We start from the raw sequence: 15,350 nt of genomic DNA, 5'->3' as shown, positions 1-15,350 counted from the left end.
AGCTGCAGCCCCACGAGGCAAGGGAATAGACCATGCATTTCACCATTCAACGCGAAGCTCTGTTGAAACCCCTGCAACTGGTCGCTGGTGTGGTCGAGCGCCGCCAGACGCTGCCGGTTCTTTCCAACGTGCTGCTGGTGGTCCAGGGCCAACAGCTGTCGCTGACCGGTACCGACCTGGAGGTCGAACTGGTGGGCCGTGTGAACCTGGAAGAGCCGGCCGAACCGGGCGAGATCACCGTTCCGGCGCGCAAGCTCATGGATATCTGCAAGAGCCTGCCGAGCGACGCGCTGATCGATATCCGCGTCGACGAGCAGAAGCTCCTGGTGAAAGCCGGCCGTAGCCGTTTCACCCTCTCCACCCTGCCGGCCAACGACTTCCCCACCGTGGAAGAAGGCCCGGGTTCGCTGACCTTCAGCCTGGTGCAGAGTAAGCTGCGCCGCCTGATCGACCGCACCAGCTTCGCCATGGCCCAGCAGGACGTGCGCTACTACCTGAACGGCATGCTGCTGGAGGTTTCCGCCGGCACCCTGCGCGCCGTGGCCACCGACGGTCACCGCCTGGCCATGTGCTCGTTCACCGGCGGCGTGCCGGAAGCGCAGGATCGTCACCAGGTCATCGTACCGCGCAAGGGCATCCTGGAACTGGCGCGCCTGCTCACCGAACAGGACGGCCAGGTCGACATCATCCTCGGCCAGCACCACATCCGCGCTACCACCGGCGAGTTCACCTTCACCTCGAAGCTGGTGGACGGCAAGTTCCCCGACTACGAGCGCGTGCTGCCTAAGGGTGGCGACAAGCTGGTGATCGGCGACCGCCAACTGCTGCGCGAAGCGTTCAGCCGTACCGCGATCCTTTCCAACGAGAAGTACCGTGGTATCCGTCTGCAGCTGACTTCCGGTCTGCTGAAGATCCAGGCGAACAACCCGGAGCAGGAGGAAGCGGAAGAAGAAGTGCAGGTCGACTACAACGGTAGCAGCCTGGAAATCGGCTTCAACGTCAGCTACCTGCTGGACGTGCTGGGCGTGATGGGTACCGAGCAGGTGCGTATGATCCTCTCCGACGCCAACAGCAGCGCCCTGGTGCAGGAAGCCGACAACGACGATTCCGCCTATGTCGTCATGCCGATGCGCCTCTGATCCTCGCTGAATGTCACTGACCCGCGTTTCGGTCACCGCGGTGCGCAACCTGCACCCGGTGACCTTCTCCCCCTCCCCCCGCATCAACATCCTCTACGGCGAAAACGGCAGCGGCAAGACCAGCGTGCTCGAAGCCGTCTATCTGCTCGGCCTCGCCCGCTCCTTCCGTAGCCAGCGCCTGCAACCGGTGATCCAGTACGAACAGGGTGCCTGCACCGTGTTCGGGCAGGTGCAGCTGGGCAACGGCATGAGCAGCAACCTGGGGATATCGCGTGACCGCCAGGGGGAATTCCAGATCCGCATCGACGGGCAGAACGCCCGCAGCACAGCGCAGCTTGCCGAGACGCTGCCACTGCAGCTGATCAACCCCGACAGCTTCCGCCTACTGGAAGGCGCGCCGAAGATACGCCGACAGTTCCTCGATTGGGGAGTGTTCCACGTGGAACAACGCTTCATGGTCGCCTGGCAGCGGCTACAGAAGGCGCTGCGCCAGCGGAACTCATGGCTCCGGCATGGTAGACTGGACGGTGCTTCGCAAGCCGCCTGGGATCGCGAATTATGCAGCGCCAGCGATGAAATCGATGGCTATCGACGGTCCTATATCCAGGCGCTCAAGCCGGTCTTCGAACAGACCCTCGGCGAACTGGTCCAGCTGGATCAGCTTACCCTGAGCTACTACCGCGGCTGGGACAAGGATCGCGAGCTGAGCGAAGTGTTGAGCAGCAGCCTGTTGCGCGACCAGCAGATGGGACATACCCAGGCTGGACCGCAACGGGCTGATTTACGAATTCGCCTGGGTGGGCACAACGCGGCGGAAATCCTGTCGCGGGGGCAGCAGAAGCTCGTGGTCTGCGCCCTGCGTATTGCCCAGGGTCACCTGATCAATCAGGCCAAGCGAGGACAATGCGTCTACCTGGTGGACGACCTGCCCTCGGAGCTGGACGAGAAGCATCGGCGTTCATTGTGCCGTTTGCTTGAAGACTTGGGTTGCCAGGTATTCATCACCTGCGTCGACCCTGAACTATTGATGGACGGCTGGCGAACGGACACGCCGGTTGCCATGTTCCACGTGGAACATGGGCATGTCTCTCAGACCACCCTCGGGAGTGAAGAATGAGCGAGAACAATACGTACGACTCTTCCAGCATCAAGGTGCTGAAGGGGCTGGACGCGGTACGCAAGCGTCCGGGCATGTACATCGGCGACACGGACGATGGCACCGGCCTGCACCACATGGTGTTCGAGGTGGTGGACAACTCCATCGACGAGGCCCTGGCTGGTTTCTGCAGCGAGATCAGCATCACCATCCACACCGATGAGTCGATCACCGTACGCGACAACGGTCGCGGCATTCCCGTCGATATCCACAAGGAAGAAGGGGTCTCCGCCGCCGAGGTCATCATGACCGTCCTTCACGCCGGCGGTAAGTTCGACGACAACACCTACAAGGTGTCCGGCGGCCTGCACGGCGTGGGCGTCTCGGTGGTGAACGCGCTCTCCGAGGAGCTGCGCCTGACCATTCGCCGCGAAGGCAAGGTCTGGGAACAGATCTACCACCACGGCGTACCGCAGTTCGCCCTGCGCCCGGTGGGCGAGACCGAGGGCTCCGGTACCGAGGTTCACTTCAAGGCTTCCGCCGAGACCTTCACCAACATCCACTTCAGCTGGGACATCCTGGCCAAGCGGATTCGCGAGCTGTCCTTCCTCAACTCCGGCGTCGGCATCGTCCTGCGCGACGAGCGCTCCGGCAAGGAAGAGCTGTTCAAGTACGAGGGTGGCCTGCGCGCTTTCGTCGAATACCTGAACACCAACAAGACCCCGGTGAACGAGGTCTTCCACTTCAACGTCCAGCGTGAAGAAGATGGTGTGGGCGTGGAAGTCGCCCTGCAGTGGAACGACAGCTTCAACGAGAACATCCTCTGCTTCACCAACAACATTCCGCAGCGTGACGGTGGTACCCACCTGGCGGGCTTCCGCTCCGCCCTCACCCGCCACCTGAACAACTACATCGAGCAGGAAGGCCTGGCGAAGAAGTACAAGATCGCCACCACCGGCGACGACGCCCGTGAAGGCCTGACCGCGATCATTTCGGTTAAGGTTCCGGACCCGAAGTTCAGCTCGCAGACCAAGGACAAGCTGGTTTCCTCCGAGGTGAAGACCGCGGTGGAACAGGAGATGGGCAAGTACTTTGCCGACTTCCTGCTGGAGAACCCCAACGAAGCCAAGGCCGTGGTCGGCAAGATGATCGACGCCGCCCGCGCCCGCGAGGCCGCGCGCAAGGCTCGCGAGATGACCCGCCGCAAGGGCGCGCTGGACATCGCCGGCCTGCCGGGCAAGCTCGCCGACTGCCAGGAGAAGGACCCCGCCCTCTCCGAGCTGTACATCGTGGAAGGTGACTCCGCGGGCGGTTCTGCGAAGCAGGGCCGTAACCGCAAGACCCAGGCGATCCTGCCGCTCAAGGGCAAGATCCTCAACGTCGAGAAGGCTCGCTTCGACAAGATGCTGTCCTCCCAGGAGGTCGGCACCCTGATCACCGCGCTGGGCTGCGGTATCGGGCGCGAGGAGTACAACATCGACAAGCTGCGCTACCACAACATCATCATCATGACCGATGCTGACGTCGACGGTTCGCACATCCGTACCCTGCTGCTGACCTTCTTCTTCCGCCAGCTCCCCGAGCTGGTCGAGCGCGGCTACATCTACATTGCCCAGCCGCCGCTGTACAAGGTGAAGAAAGGCAAGCAGGAGCAGTACATCAAGGACGACGTGGCCATGGAGGAATACATGACCCAGTCGGCCCTCGAAGACGCCAGCGTGCACGTCAACGAAAGCGCCCCGGGCCTGTCCGGCGAAGCGCTGGAGAAGCTGGTCAACGAGTACCGCACCGTCATGCGTACCCTCGCCCGCCTGTCGCGCCTGTACCCGCAGGACCTGACCGAGCACTTCGTCTACCTGCCGCGCATCGACGTCGAGCAGCTGGGCGACCAGGCCGCCATGCAGGCCTGGCTGGAGCAGTACCAGGCACGCCTGAAGACTTCCGAGAAGTCCGGCCTGATCTACACCGCCAGCCTGCGCGAAGACCGCGAGCGCCACCTGTGGCTGCCCGAGGTGGAGATGGTCGCCCACGGCCTGTCCAACTACGTGACCTTCAACCGCGACTTCTTCGCCAGCAACGACTATCGCTCGGTTACCGAGCTGGGCGCCAAGCTGAACAGCCTGATGGAAGAAGGCGCCTACGTGCAGAAGGGCGAGCGCAAGAAGCCGGTCAGCGGCTTCAAGGAAGCGCTGGAGTGGCTGATGGCCGAAGGCACCAAGCGCCACAGCATCCAGCGCTACAAAGGCCTCGGCGAAATGAACCCGGACCAGCTGTGGGAAACCACCATGGACCCGAGCGTGCGCCGCATGCTGAAGGTGACCATCGAGGACGCGATCGCCGCCGACCAGATCTTCAACACCCTGATGGGCGATGCCGTGGAGCCGCGCCGCGACTTCATCGAAAGCAACGCGCTGGCGGTGTCGAACCTGGACGTCTGATGGCACTCGGCAACATCGCTAACTGGTAGGGTCCACACTGCCAGGCAGGTGCTGTCGCTAATATGCTGTAAAAAGCCCTGGCTTGGTGCCGGGGCTTTTTTTGCCCGAGAATCCATTGGCATGGGGTTGAAACAATTTCACGGCCAACGGGGGATGGAAACGATGGACGAGCAACATCAGTCGTTTGAACAACTTAAACAGGAAGATGAAGGCGGTACGGAATATTGGTCGGCAAGAAGCCTGTCCAAGCTGCTCGACTACTCGGAGTATCGTCACTTCCTACCGGTACTGGCGCGTGCAAAAGAAGCCTGTAGCAACAGCGGACATGCTATCGAGGACCATTTCGAGGATGCGCTCGGAATGGTCGTCATCGGCTCGGGAGCCCAGCGTGAACTTCAGGATGTAAGGCTTTCACGCTACGCCTGCTATCTGGTCGTGCAGAACGGTGATCCTTCCAAACCAGTAATTGCCGCTGGCCAAACCTACTTCGCTGTGCAGACTCGCCGCCAAGAGCTGGCCAACGATGCGGCCTTTCAGCAGCTTAAGGAGGACCAGAAACGATTGCTTCTGCGCAATGAGCTGCGCGAGCACAACAAGCACTTGGTGGAGGCAGCGCAACAGGCCGGTGTGGTGACTGGTCTGGATTTCGCCATCTTCCAGAACCATGGCTATCAGGGGCTCTATGGCGGGCTGGATCAGAAGGCCATTCATCAACGCAAGGGGCTGAAGAAGAGCCAGAAGATTCTCGATCACATGGGCTCGACCGAACTGGCTGCCAACCTGTTCCGTGCAACACAGGCGGAAGAAAAATTGCGCCGCGACAACGTCCAGGGAAAGCAGCAGGCCAACCGCACGCACTTCGAAGTGGGGCGCAAGGTACGGCAAACCATCGCTGACCTGGGCGGTACGATGCCCGAGGAGCTTCCTACTCCGGAAAGCAGTATCAAGCAGATATCGTCCTCTCCCGCGAAGCCTCAAGGGGACTCGTCGGAAGACTGAGCCTCTCGGCGCGAGTATTGAAAGCCCCTGCCCGATCCCTCGGCCAGGGGCTTTGGTTTTTCCGGGGTTCAGAAACCGGCGCCGGGGCGCAGGGGGAAGATCGCTTCGGGCTAGCCGGCGTCGTCGGGGATGCGCAGGTGGCGGATGCCGCCGATGTCCTCGAGCCACGGCTCGACGCTGCGGCGGGGGCGCTGGCGAGCCATGGCCAGCGCCTGCTCGACCTGTTCTATGCCATGGAACAGCCGCAGGTTCTGCGCGGTGACGAAGACCAGGCTGTGGCGCCCGGCCTCGCCTTCCGCCAGGGCGTGTGCCGGGTTGATCCACAGGGAGTCCACCGCTTCGCCGCCGTCGTGGCGGGCGGCTTGCCCGGTGGGAGCAGCGGCGATGAAGAAGCGGGTGTCGAAGCGCCGTTCGAGAAAGCTTGGGGTAACCCAGTGGGCGAACGGCTCCAGCAGGTCGACGGCCAGTTGCAGGCCTTCCTCCCGCAGCAGGTCGAGGAAGCGTTCGGCGTTATCCTGGACCGCGCCTTGCCAGCGCTCCCTCAACCCGGCCAGTTCGGTTTCCTCGAGCAACCCATCGGCACCCGCGCGGCGAGCCAGGAGGATGCCGCTCTCCTCGAACAGTTCGCGCAGGCCGGCCACGCGGAAGCGCAGCTCCTCGTCTTCGAGGTGTTCGGCGGCCAGGCAATGTTCGCGTAGCCGCCGGTGGCCATCGCTGCTTTCGACCTTGCCGCCGGGGAACACCAGGGCGCCGCCGCAGAAGGCCAGGTGGGAGTTGCGCAGCAGCATGAAGACTTCCAGCCCAGCGCCCTCCCCGGCTTCGCGCAGGAGCAGGATGGAGGTGGCGGGACGGGGTGTCGGGTCGGTCATGGCGGGCGCTCTTCCCTGGGGCTCGTCATTGAGCTTATAGGGGCCCTGGGCGGCGCGTAGGCGGCGTATCGGACAAAAGCCAGGGGATGGCCGCCGCGCAGGCCGAACGTCGCGCAGAAACGAAAACAGGGCCCCTGGGCCCTGTTCTCGATGGTGCTGCTGGCGTGTCAGGCGACGTCGGCCTGCCCCGCTTGTGGCGGCAGCTCGCCGAGATCGCGCAGCGTACGGGTGACCCACTCCTCGGCGCGCTGGTTGAGCTCGGCGATGGCGCGCGGGCCTTCGCCCTCGGCGTGCATCACCGGGCCGAACACCACCTCGATGGTGCCCGGGTGCTTGGCCCAGCCGCTTTTCGGCCAGCAGTGCCCGGCGTTGTGGGCGATGGGCAGGACCGGCAGCCCGGCGTTGACCGCCAGGGCGGCGCCGCCACGGGAGAACTTGCCGATTTCACCGGTGGGAATTCGCGTGCCTTCCGGGAATATCAGCACCCAGGCGCCCTGCTGCAGGCGCTCGTGGCCCTGCTTGGCCAACTGCTTGAGGGCCAGCTTGGGCTGGCTGCGGTCGATGGCGATGGGCTTGAGCAGGGCCAGGGCCCAGCCGAAGAAGGGTACGAACAGCAGCTCGCGCTTGAGCACCTGGCTCAGCGGGGTGAAGTAGCCGGAAAGGAAGAAGGTCTCCCAGGTGCTCTGGTGCTTGGAGAGGATCACGCAGGGCTTGGCCGGGATGTTCTCCAGGCCGCTCAGGCGGTAGCGCACGCCAACCACGTGCCAGGCCAGCCAGACGGCGAAGCGGCACCAGCGCTGGACGACGAAGCGATAGCGCGCGCTGAACGGCAGCAAGGGGGCGATCAGCAGGCTCAGGGTGCCCCAGAGGAAAGCGCTGAGCGACAGCAGCAGGTAGAAGATGACGGTTCTGGTGGCCTGCACTGTCGACATGTTCAGCGGGTCCTTAGGGCAAGAGGTGGGAGGCGACGGCGGCCAGGTCGTCGAAGATCAGGGTGCCTTCGGGCAGCACCTTGGCCAGGGTGCGTTCGCCCTTTCCGGTCTTCACCAGCACGGGCTGACAATCGACGGCCAGCGCCGCTTCCAGGTCACCACTGCTGTCGCCGACGAACCAGACGCCGGCGAGCGGCGCGTCGTAATGCGCGGCGATCTGCCGGAGCATACCCGGCTTGGGCTTGCGGCACTCGCAGCCTTCGTCGGGGCCATGCGGGCAGTAGACGATCAGGCCCAGCTCACCGCCCTGCTCCGCCACCAGCTCGCGCAGTCGCGCGTGCATGCTTTCCAGCGTGGCCACGTCGTAGTAGCCGCGGGCGATGCCGGATTGGTTGGTGGCCACGGCGACCGTCCAGCCGGCCTTGCTCAGGCGGGCGATGGCGGCGATGGCGCTGGGGATCGGAATCCACTCGTCGAGGGATTTGATGTAGGCGTCGGAGTCCTGGTTGATGACACCGTCGCGGTCGAGGATCAGTAGCTTCATGGAGGTTCCGGGGCCGGGAACCGCGGGCGTCGCGCCCGCGGCTCCGGATGGCCGTTGTCAGCCGAGCAGGGAGATGTCGGCGACGCCGAGGAACAGGCCGCGCAGCTTCGCCAGCAGGGCGTAGCGGTTGGCGCGCACGGCGCTGTCGTCGGCGTTGACCAGGACTTCCTCGAAGAAGGCGTCGACCGGCGCGCGCAGGGCCGCCAGGCGGGCCAGGGCGGTGCGATAGTCGCGGGCCTGGGCCAGCGGGGCCACTTCGCCCTCGGCGCTCGCCACGGCGGCGCCCAGGGCCTTCTCGGCGGCTTCGCCGAGCAGGCCGGCGTCGACGCTCGCCGGTACTTCGCCTTCGGCCTTGGCCAGCAGGTTCGACACGCGCTTGTTGGCGGCGGCCAGGGCTTCGGCTTCCGGCAGCTGACGGAAGGCCTGCACGGCCTGCACGCGCTGGTCGAAGTCCAGCGGCGCGCTCGGGTTGAGGGCACGCACGGCCTGGTACACGGCAACGTCCACGCCTTCGTCTTCGTAGCGTGCGCGCAGGCGGTCGAAGATGAAGTCCTGGACCTGGGCGGCCAGGCCCTCGGCCTTGACCTTGTCGCCATACTGGCCGACGGCGAAGGCGATGGCTTCGCCGAGGTCGAGGTCGAGTTGCTTCTCGATGAGGATACGCAGCACGCCGAGGGCGGCGCGGCGCAGGGCGTATGGGTCCTTGCTGCCGGTGGGCAGCATGCCGATGCCGAAGATGCCGACCAGGGTGTCGAGCTTGTCGGCCACCGCGACGGCGGCGCCGGTCAGGGTTTCCGGCAGCTCGGCGCCGGCGCCGCGCGGCATGTACTGCTCGTTCAGCGCCAGGGCGACGTCCTTGGCCTCGCCGCCGGCGGTGGCGTAGTAGTAGCCGGCGATGCCCTGCATCTCCGGGAACTCGCCGACCATCTCGGTGGCCAGGTCGCACTTGGACAGGATGCCGGCGCGGGCGGCGTTCTTCGCGTCAGCGCCAATGCGCTCGGCGATGAAGGCGGCCAGGGCGGAGACGCGCGCGGCCTTGTCGTACACGGTGCCGAGCTGGGCCTGGAACACCACGTTCTTCAGGCGCTCGTTGAAGGCCTCCAGGGGCTGCTTCTGGTCCTGCTTGAAGAAGAACTCGGCGTCGGTCAGGCGCGGGCGCACGACCTTCTCGTTGCCCGAGACGATGTGCTCGGGGGCCTTGCTCTGCACGTTGGCCACGGTGATGAAGCGCGGCAGCAGCTTGCCGTTGGCGTCCAGCAGGCAGAAGTACTTCTGGTTGTCCTGCATGGTGGTGATCAGCGCTTCCTGCGGCACCGCGAGGAAACGTTCCTCGAAGGAGCAGACCAGCGGCACCGGCCATTCGACCAGGGCGGTCACTTCGTCCAACAGGGCCGGCGGCACGATGGCGCTGCCGTTCTGCTCGGCGGCCAGCTCGGCGACGCGCTTGGCGATGATCTCCCGGCGCTCGGCGAAGTCGGCCAGCACGTGGGCGCTGCGCAGGTCTTCCAGGTAGTTGGCGGGGCTGGAGATCCGCACGTTGTCCGGGTTGTGGAAGCGGTGACCGCGGGATTCGCGGCCGGCTTTCTTGGTGAGGATCTCGCACTCCACCACGTCGTCGCCGAACAGCATCACCAGCCACTGGGTCGGGCGCACGAACTCTTCGCGGCGGGCGGCCCAGCGCATGCGCTTGGGAATCGGCAGCTCGTTCAGCGAGGCCGTGACGATACCCGGCAGCAGGTCGGCGGCCGGCTGGCCGGGGATGCTCTGGCTGAACTTCAGCTTGGGCCCGCTCTGGTCGATCTGCGCCAGCTCGACGCCGCATTTCTTGGCGAAGCCGAGGGCGGCCTGGGTCGGGTTGCCGGCGGCATCGAAGGCAGCCTGCAGCGGCGGGCCGTCGAGGTTCACGGTACGGTCGGGCTGCTGCACGGCGAGCTGGTCGATCTGCACGGCCAGGCGGCGCGGCGCGGCGTAGCAGCGGGCGGCCGAGTAGGTCAGGCCGGCGGCCTTCAGGCCCTTCTCGATGCCGGCCAGGAAGGCTTCACCGAGGCTCTTCAGGGCCTTGGGGGGCAGCTCTTCGGTGCCCAGTTCGACGAGGAAATCCTTTGCGCTCATTATTCGGCCTCCTTCAGCTTGGCCAGTACTTCGTCACGCAGTTCGGCCGTGGCCATGGGGAAGCCCAGGCGCGCGCGCGCCTGCAGGTAGCTCTGCGCCACGGCGCGGGCCAGGGTACGCACGCGCAGGATGTAGCGCTGGCGCTCGGTCACCGAGATGGCCCGGCGGGCGTCCAGCAGGTTGAAAGTGTGCGAGGCCTTGAGGACCATCTCGTAGGTCGGCAGCGGCAGCTGCAGCTCGATCAGGCGGTTGGCTTCGCTTTCGTAGAAGTCGAACAGTTCGAACAGCTTCTCGACGTTGGCGTGCTCGAAGTTGTAGGTCGACTGCTCCACCTCGTTCTGGTGGAACACGTCGCCATAGGTGACCTTGCCGAACGGGCCGTCGGCCCACACTAGGTCGTACACCGAATCGACGCCCTGGATGTACATGGCCAGGCGTTCCAGGCCGTAGGTGATCTCGCCGGTGACCGGGTAGCACTCGATGCCGCCGACCTGCTGGAAGTAGGTGAACTGGGTCACTTCCATGCCGTTCAGCCAGATTTCCCAGCCCAGGCCCCAGGCGCCGAGGGTCGGCGATTCCCAGTTGTCCTCGACGAAGCGGATGTCGTGTACCAGCGGGTCGATGCCGATGGCCTTCAGCGAGCCCAGGTAGAGCTCCTGGAAGTTTTCCGGGTTGGGCTTCAGGACCACCTGGAACTGGTAGTAGTGCTGCAGGCGGTTGGGGTTCTCGCCGTAGCGGCCGTCGGTGGGACGGCGGCTCGGTTGCACGTACGCCGCGTTCCAGGTTTCCGGGCCCACGGCGCGGAGGAAGGTGGCGGTGTGGAAGGTGCCGGCGCCTACTTCCATGTCGTAGGGCTGCAGCACCACGCAGCCCTGATCGGCCCAGTATTTTTGCAGGGCGAGGATCAGGTCCTGGAAGGTGGGCACGGCGGGCGTAGTCTGGCTCACGAAATTCACCTGTGCTGGGTATGCGACGAAAACCCCGCAGTATACCCGAAGCCGCGCTGGGCTTGGGGTTTCCCGGATTTTCAGGGAAATCTCCGACCAACCGGCGCGGCATGCTGGAACTGTATATCCATGCAGTATTCCGGCTATAGTGGGGTTTCCTCCACCACCCCAGGCCGACCGCCATGCCCCGCTGCTTCTGGTGCAACGACGACCCGCTGTACATCGCCTACCACGACACCGAATGGGGCGTGCCGCTGCGGGATGCGCGCAGGCTGTTCGAACTGCTGATCCTCGAAGGCGCCCAGGCCGGCCTGTCGTGGATCACCGTGCTGAAGAAACGCGAGCGCTACCGCGAGGTGCTGTTCGGCTTCGACCCCGAGCGCCTGGCGCGGATGAGCGACGAGGAGATCGAGCAGCGCATGGCCGACCCCGGCATCATCCGCAACCTGGCCAAGCTCAAGGCCGCGCGGCAGAACGCCCGCGCCTGGCTGGCCCTGCCCGACCCGGTGGGGCTGCTCTGGTCGTTCGTCGGTGGCGCGCCCAAGGTGAACCATTTCGGCGGGCGCGGCGAGGTGCCGGCGGTGACGCCCGAGGCCGAGGCCATGAGCCGCGCGCTGAAGAAGGCCGGCTTCACCTTCGTCGGGCCGACCATCTGCTACGCCTTCATGCAGGCCAGCGGCATGGTCATGGACCACACCACCGACTGCGACCGCTACGCCGAGCTGGCCTGATCGAGGATCGCAGGGCGGATGACCGTTCGCGGTTATCCACCGTTGTCCATCGCACCGATGCCCGGCGAAAACGGCGGATAAGGCCTCGGGCGTTATCCGCCCTACGCGGGGGCAGGCTGTTTCTATCGCCCCTATTGCTGCACTGCTTTCGCCTTCGCCTGCCCCCGCTGGTTAGAATGTGCGCATTCGGCTGAAGGAGCTTTCCGTGGAGAAATTCAAAGGCGCGCTGGTGGTGGGCTTCCTGCGCTTGTTCGCCATGTTGCCGTGGCGTGCGGTGCAGGCAGTGGGGTCGAGTATCGGCTGGCTGATGTGGAAGATTCCCAACCGTTCCCGCGAGGTGGCGCGCATCAACATCGGCCACTGCTTCCCCGAGCTGACCGCCCGGGAGCTTGACCAGCGCGTCGGGCAGAGCCTGATGGACATCGGCAAGACCCTTACCGAGAGCGCCTGCGCCTGGATCTGGGCGCCGCAGAAGTCGCTGCAGTACATCCGCGAAGTCGAGGGCATGGAGGTGCTGGAAGAGGCCCTGGCCTCCGGCGACGGCTTGGTCGGCATCACCAGCCATCTGGGCAACTGGGAAGTGCTCAACCACTTCTACTGCTCCTACGCCAAGCCGATCATCTTCTACCGCCCGCCGAAGCTGAAGGCGGTGGACGAGCTGCTGAAGAAGCAGCGCGTGCAGATGGGCAACCGCGTGGCGCCGTCCACTCCGGAAGGCATCCTCAGCGTGATCAAGGAAGTGAAGCGCGGCGGCTGCGTCGGCATTCCCTGCGACCCGGAACCGGCCCTGGGCGCCGGCCTGTTCGTGCCCTACCTGGGCACCACGGCGCTGACCAGCAAGTTCGTGCCGCAGCTGCTGTCGCGCGGCAAGGCCCGCGGGGTGTTCTTCCACGCCGTGCGCCTGCCCGACGGCAGCGGCTACAAGGTGATCCTCGAAGCCGCCCCGGCGGACATGTACGACAAGAGCCTGGAAGTCTCGGTGGCTGCCCTGAGCCGCGAGCTGGCGCGCTACGTGCGCAACTACCCGACCCAGTACATGTGGACCATGAAGCGCTTCAAGAAGCGTCCGGAAGGCGAAGCCAAGTGGTATTGAGCTGAGGGAACGCCAGCATGCTCGGATTGCCGACCACCGCCACCGCGCCCTTCTGCCCTTCCGAGGTCAAGGGTAGCGTCGTCGTCTCGCCCGGCGCGCCGCTGTGGAAGCGCATCCTGCAGTTCGCCGGGCCGGGCCTGCTGGTTTCCATCGGCTACATGGACCCGGGCAACTGGGCCACCGCCATCGAGGCCGGTTCCGGCTTCGGCTACCAGCTGCTCTATGTGGTGCTGCTGTCGAGCCTCGCCGGCATGGTCCTGCAGTGCCTGGCCATGCGCCTGGGCATCGTCACCGGGCAGGACCTGGCGCAGCTCTCGCGGCAGCGCTACAGCCCGGCGATGGCCAAGGTGCAGTGGCTGCTGGCGGAGCTGTCGATCGTCGCCACCGACCTCGCCGAAGTGCTTGGCTGCGCCCTGGCCTTCCACCTGCTGCTGGGGGTGAACCTCACCGGCGGCATCCTCCTCACCGCCCTCGACACCCTGATCGTGCTCGGCCTCAAGGGCCAGCGCTTCCGCCACCTGGAAGCGATCATGCTGGGCCTGATCATCACCATCAGCGCCTGCTACGTGGTCGAGCTGGTGCTGATCAAGCCGCACTGGCCGGACGTCGCCGCCGGCTTCATCCCCAGCTTCGATACCTTGAGCCAGCGCGAGCCGCTGTACCTGGCGATCGGCATCCTCGGCGCCACCGTGATGCCGCACAACCTCTACCTGCATTCCTCGATCGTGCAGACCCGCGCGGTCTCTGGGCGCGGCGGGGTGGCCGCGGCGATCCGCCTGGCGCGGCTGGACACCGTGGTGTCGCTGAGCCTGGCGCTGCTGATCAACGCCGCCATCCTCATCCTCGCCGCAGCGGCCTTCCACGAAACCGGGCATTCCGAGGTCACCGAAATCCAGGACGCCTACCGCCTGCTCGAACCCCTGGTGGGCGCCGGCCTGGCGGCGATCCTGTTCGGCGTCGCGCTGCTCGCCTCCGGGCAGAGTTCCACCTTCACCGGGACCATCGCCGGCCAGGTGATCATGGAAGGCTTCCTGCGCATGAAGATCCCCTGCTGGCAGCGCCGTTTCATCACCCGCGCCCTGGCCCTGGTGCCGGCGCTGCTCGGGGTGATGCTGATGGGCGACAAGGCGGTGGGCAAGCTGCTGGTGCTCAGCCAGGTGGTGCTCAGCCTGCAACTGCCGTTCGCGCTCTGGCCGCTGATCCGCTTCACCAGCGACCGCGGCCTGATGGGCGAGTTCGTCAATTCGCGGCTGACCCAGGCCCTGGGCTGGTTCCTCTTCGTGGTCATCAGCGCCGCCAACCTCTGGCTATTGGCGCAACTGGCGGCTTGACCGGCGGCGGCGGATCGGGCCGACTATGCCGCAGACATTCCGGACGGATGCCGAGCATGGCGAATCAGAGGCAGTACCCGCGTACCCCGATGAAGTGCAGGATCAAGATCGTCCACGCGAGTTTCGGCGAGATCTTCGGCCACACCCGCGACCTTTCCGACGGCGGCGTCTACGTGCGCCACGAGGCGCTGGCCGCGCTGGCCCCCGGCACCCGCGTGCAGGGCCAGGTGCAGGACCTGCCGATGGAGGCCCCGGTGCTGGAGATGGAAGTGATGCGCACCGACGCCGAAGGCGCCGGGCTGCGCTTCGTCGAATGAAACGTCCGACGAAGAACCTGACTTTCGGGTCCGATATTCGCTAGAATACGCGCCGCTCGGCATTGGGCCGGGCATGGGTTCCCTCACCCCATCGATGAAAAAGGACAGCAGATGTCAGCCTTTTCCCCGGCGGCACGGCGCAACGCGCTGGCCGGCCTGATCGTTTTCCACATCCTCATCATCATCGCCAGCAACTACCTGGTGCAGCTGCCCATGACCCTGTTCGGCTGGCAGACCACCTGGGGCGCGTTCAGCTTCCCGTTCATCTTCCTGGCTACCGACCTCACCGTGCGCCTGCTCGGCAAGGGCCCGGCGCGGCGGGTCATCGCCCGCGTGATGCTGCCGGCGCTGCTGGCTTCCTACGTGGTCTCGGTGCTGTTCCAGGACGGCGGTTACCGCGGCTTCGCGGCGCTGGGCGAGTTCAACACCTTCGTCGGGCGCATCGCCCTGGGCAGCTTCCTCGCCTACGCCCTGGGACAGATCCTCGACATCCAGGTCTTCGACCGCCTGCGCAAGCTGCCGCAGTGGTGGATAGCCCCGGTGGTGTCGACCCTGTTCGGCAACCTGATGGACACCTTCGCGTTCTTCTCGGTGGCCTTCTGGCGCAGCGCCAACCCGTTCATGGCCGAGCACTGGGTGGAGATCGCCACGGTGGACTACGGGGTGAAGCTGGCGGTCAGCCTGATCCTCTTCGTGCCGCTCTACGGCCTGCTGCTCAACGCCATCCTGCGCCGCCTGGCGCCACGCCCGCAGGCCGCCTGAGGCCTGCGCGGGCGAGCGCCTCACGTTCGAACCCCCACTC

Annotated in this window: 14 protein-coding genes; 9 read left to right on the top strand and 5 right to left on the bottom strand. The window is 65.5% G+C overall.

Annotated features, from left to right (window positions below; genetic code table 11):
• Positions 1–32: 32 nt before the first annotated feature.
• The 4 genes from dnaN (at position 33) to dinD (ending at position 5,672) form a co-directional block, all read left to right on the top strand.
• Positions 33–1,139 (top strand): DNA polymerase III subunit beta, encoded by a 1,107-nt coding sequence (dnaN, locus tag P3W75_RS17585; protein ID WP_276228596.1) that lies wholly within the window; start codon positions 33–35, stop codon positions 1,137–1,139.
• A 10-nt stretch (positions 1,140–1,149) separates the two neighbouring features.
• The gene (gene recF / locus P3W75_RS17580; RefSeq protein WP_276228595.1) at positions 1,150–2,256 is read left to right on the top strand and encodes a DNA replication/repair protein RecF; all 1,107 of its coding nucleotides are present in this window, start codon (positions 1,150–1,152) and stop codon (positions 2,254–2,256) included.
• On the top strand, positions 2,253–4,673 hold the full coding sequence (gene gyrB / locus P3W75_RS17575) for a DNA topoisomerase (ATP-hydrolyzing) subunit B (RefSeq protein ID WP_276228594.1): 2,421 nt from the start codon (positions 2,253–2,255) through the stop codon (positions 4,671–4,673). The genes recF and gyrB overlap by 4 nt, the downstream gene beginning before the upstream one ends.
• A 162-nt stretch (positions 4,674–4,835) precedes the next feature.
• Positions 4,836–5,672, top strand: coding sequence for a DNA damage-inducible protein D (dinD, locus tag P3W75_RS17570; RefSeq protein WP_276228593.1), 837 nt, complete (start codon positions 4,836–4,838; stop codon positions 5,670–5,672).
• Between the two features lie 110 nt (positions 5,673–5,782).
• Here dinD and P3W75_RS17565 read toward each other — a convergent pair whose 3' ends face one another.
• The 5 genes from P3W75_RS17565 to glyQ form a co-directional block, all read right to left on the bottom strand.
• A complete protein-coding gene (locus P3W75_RS17565) occupies positions 5,783–6,541 on the bottom strand; it encodes an NUDIX hydrolase (RefSeq protein WP_276228592.1) in 759 nt (252 codons plus the stop codon).
• 167 nt (positions 6,542–6,708) lie between these two features.
• On the bottom strand, positions 6,709–7,473 hold the full coding sequence (locus P3W75_RS17560; protein ID WP_276228591.1) for a lysophospholipid acyltransferase family protein: 765 nt from the start codon (positions 7,471–7,473) through the stop codon (positions 6,709–6,711).
• Positions 7,474–7,486: 13 nt separating this feature from the next.
• The gene (gene gmhB, locus P3W75_RS17555; protein WP_276228590.1) at positions 7,487–8,017 is read right to left on the bottom strand and encodes a D-glycero-beta-D-manno-heptose 1,7-bisphosphate 7-phosphatase; all 531 of its coding nucleotides are present in this window, start codon (positions 8,015–8,017) and stop codon (positions 7,487–7,489) included.
• A 57-nt stretch (positions 8,018–8,074) separates the two neighbouring features.
• Positions 8,075–10,129, bottom strand: coding sequence for a glycine--tRNA ligase subunit beta (gene glyS / locus P3W75_RS17550; RefSeq protein ID WP_276228589.1), 2,055 nt, complete (start codon positions 10,127–10,129; stop codon positions 8,075–8,077).
• Positions 10,129–11,076 carry a glycine--tRNA ligase subunit alpha gene (gene glyQ / locus P3W75_RS17545; RefSeq protein WP_276228588.1) on the bottom strand — a complete coding sequence of 316 codons (948 nt, stop codon included), beginning with the start codon at positions 11,074–11,076 and terminating at the stop codon, positions 10,129–10,131. The genes glyS and glyQ overlap by 1 nt, the downstream gene beginning before the upstream one ends.
• A gap of 182 nt (positions 11,077–11,258) precedes the next feature.
• On the opposite strand from glyQ, the gene P3W75_RS17540 reads away from it, so the two are divergent.
• From P3W75_RS17540 to P3W75_RS17520, 5 genes are all read left to right on the top strand, one after another.
• Positions 11,259–11,807: a DNA-3-methyladenine glycosylase I gene (locus P3W75_RS17540; RefSeq protein WP_276228587.1), complete on the top strand. Its 549-nt coding sequence runs from the start codon at positions 11,259–11,261 to the stop codon at positions 11,805–11,807.
• Positions 11,808–12,012: 205 nt separating this feature from the next.
• Positions 12,013–12,900, top strand: coding sequence for a lysophospholipid acyltransferase (locus tag P3W75_RS17535; RefSeq protein WP_276228586.1), 888 nt, complete (start codon positions 12,013–12,015; stop codon positions 12,898–12,900).
• A gap of 17 nt (positions 12,901–12,917) precedes the next feature.
• Entirely contained in the window at positions 12,918–14,231 is a 1,314-nt protein-coding gene (locus tag P3W75_RS17530) for an Nramp family divalent metal transporter (RefSeq protein WP_276228585.1), read from the top strand.
• Between the two features lie 56 nt (positions 14,232–14,287).
• Positions 14,288–14,548, top strand: a complete 261-nt coding sequence (locus P3W75_RS17525) for a PilZ domain-containing protein (protein ID WP_276228584.1) — start codon at positions 14,288–14,290, stop codon at positions 14,546–14,548.
• Between the two features lie 111 nt (positions 14,549–14,659).
• A complete protein-coding gene (locus tag P3W75_RS17520) occupies positions 14,660–15,310 on the top strand; it encodes a 7-cyano-7-deazaguanine/7-aminomethyl-7-deazaguanine transporter (protein ID WP_276228583.1) in 651 nt (216 codons plus the stop codon).
• Positions 15,311–15,350: the final 40 nt, after the last annotated feature.

The sequence above is a fragment of the Pseudomonas citronellolis genome (assembly GCF_029335315.1).
Lineage (GTDB): Bacteria > Pseudomonadota > Gammaproteobacteria > Pseudomonadales > Pseudomonadaceae > Pseudomonas > Pseudomonas citronellolis_A.
This window is presented reverse-complemented; position numbering and strand designations above follow the sequence as displayed.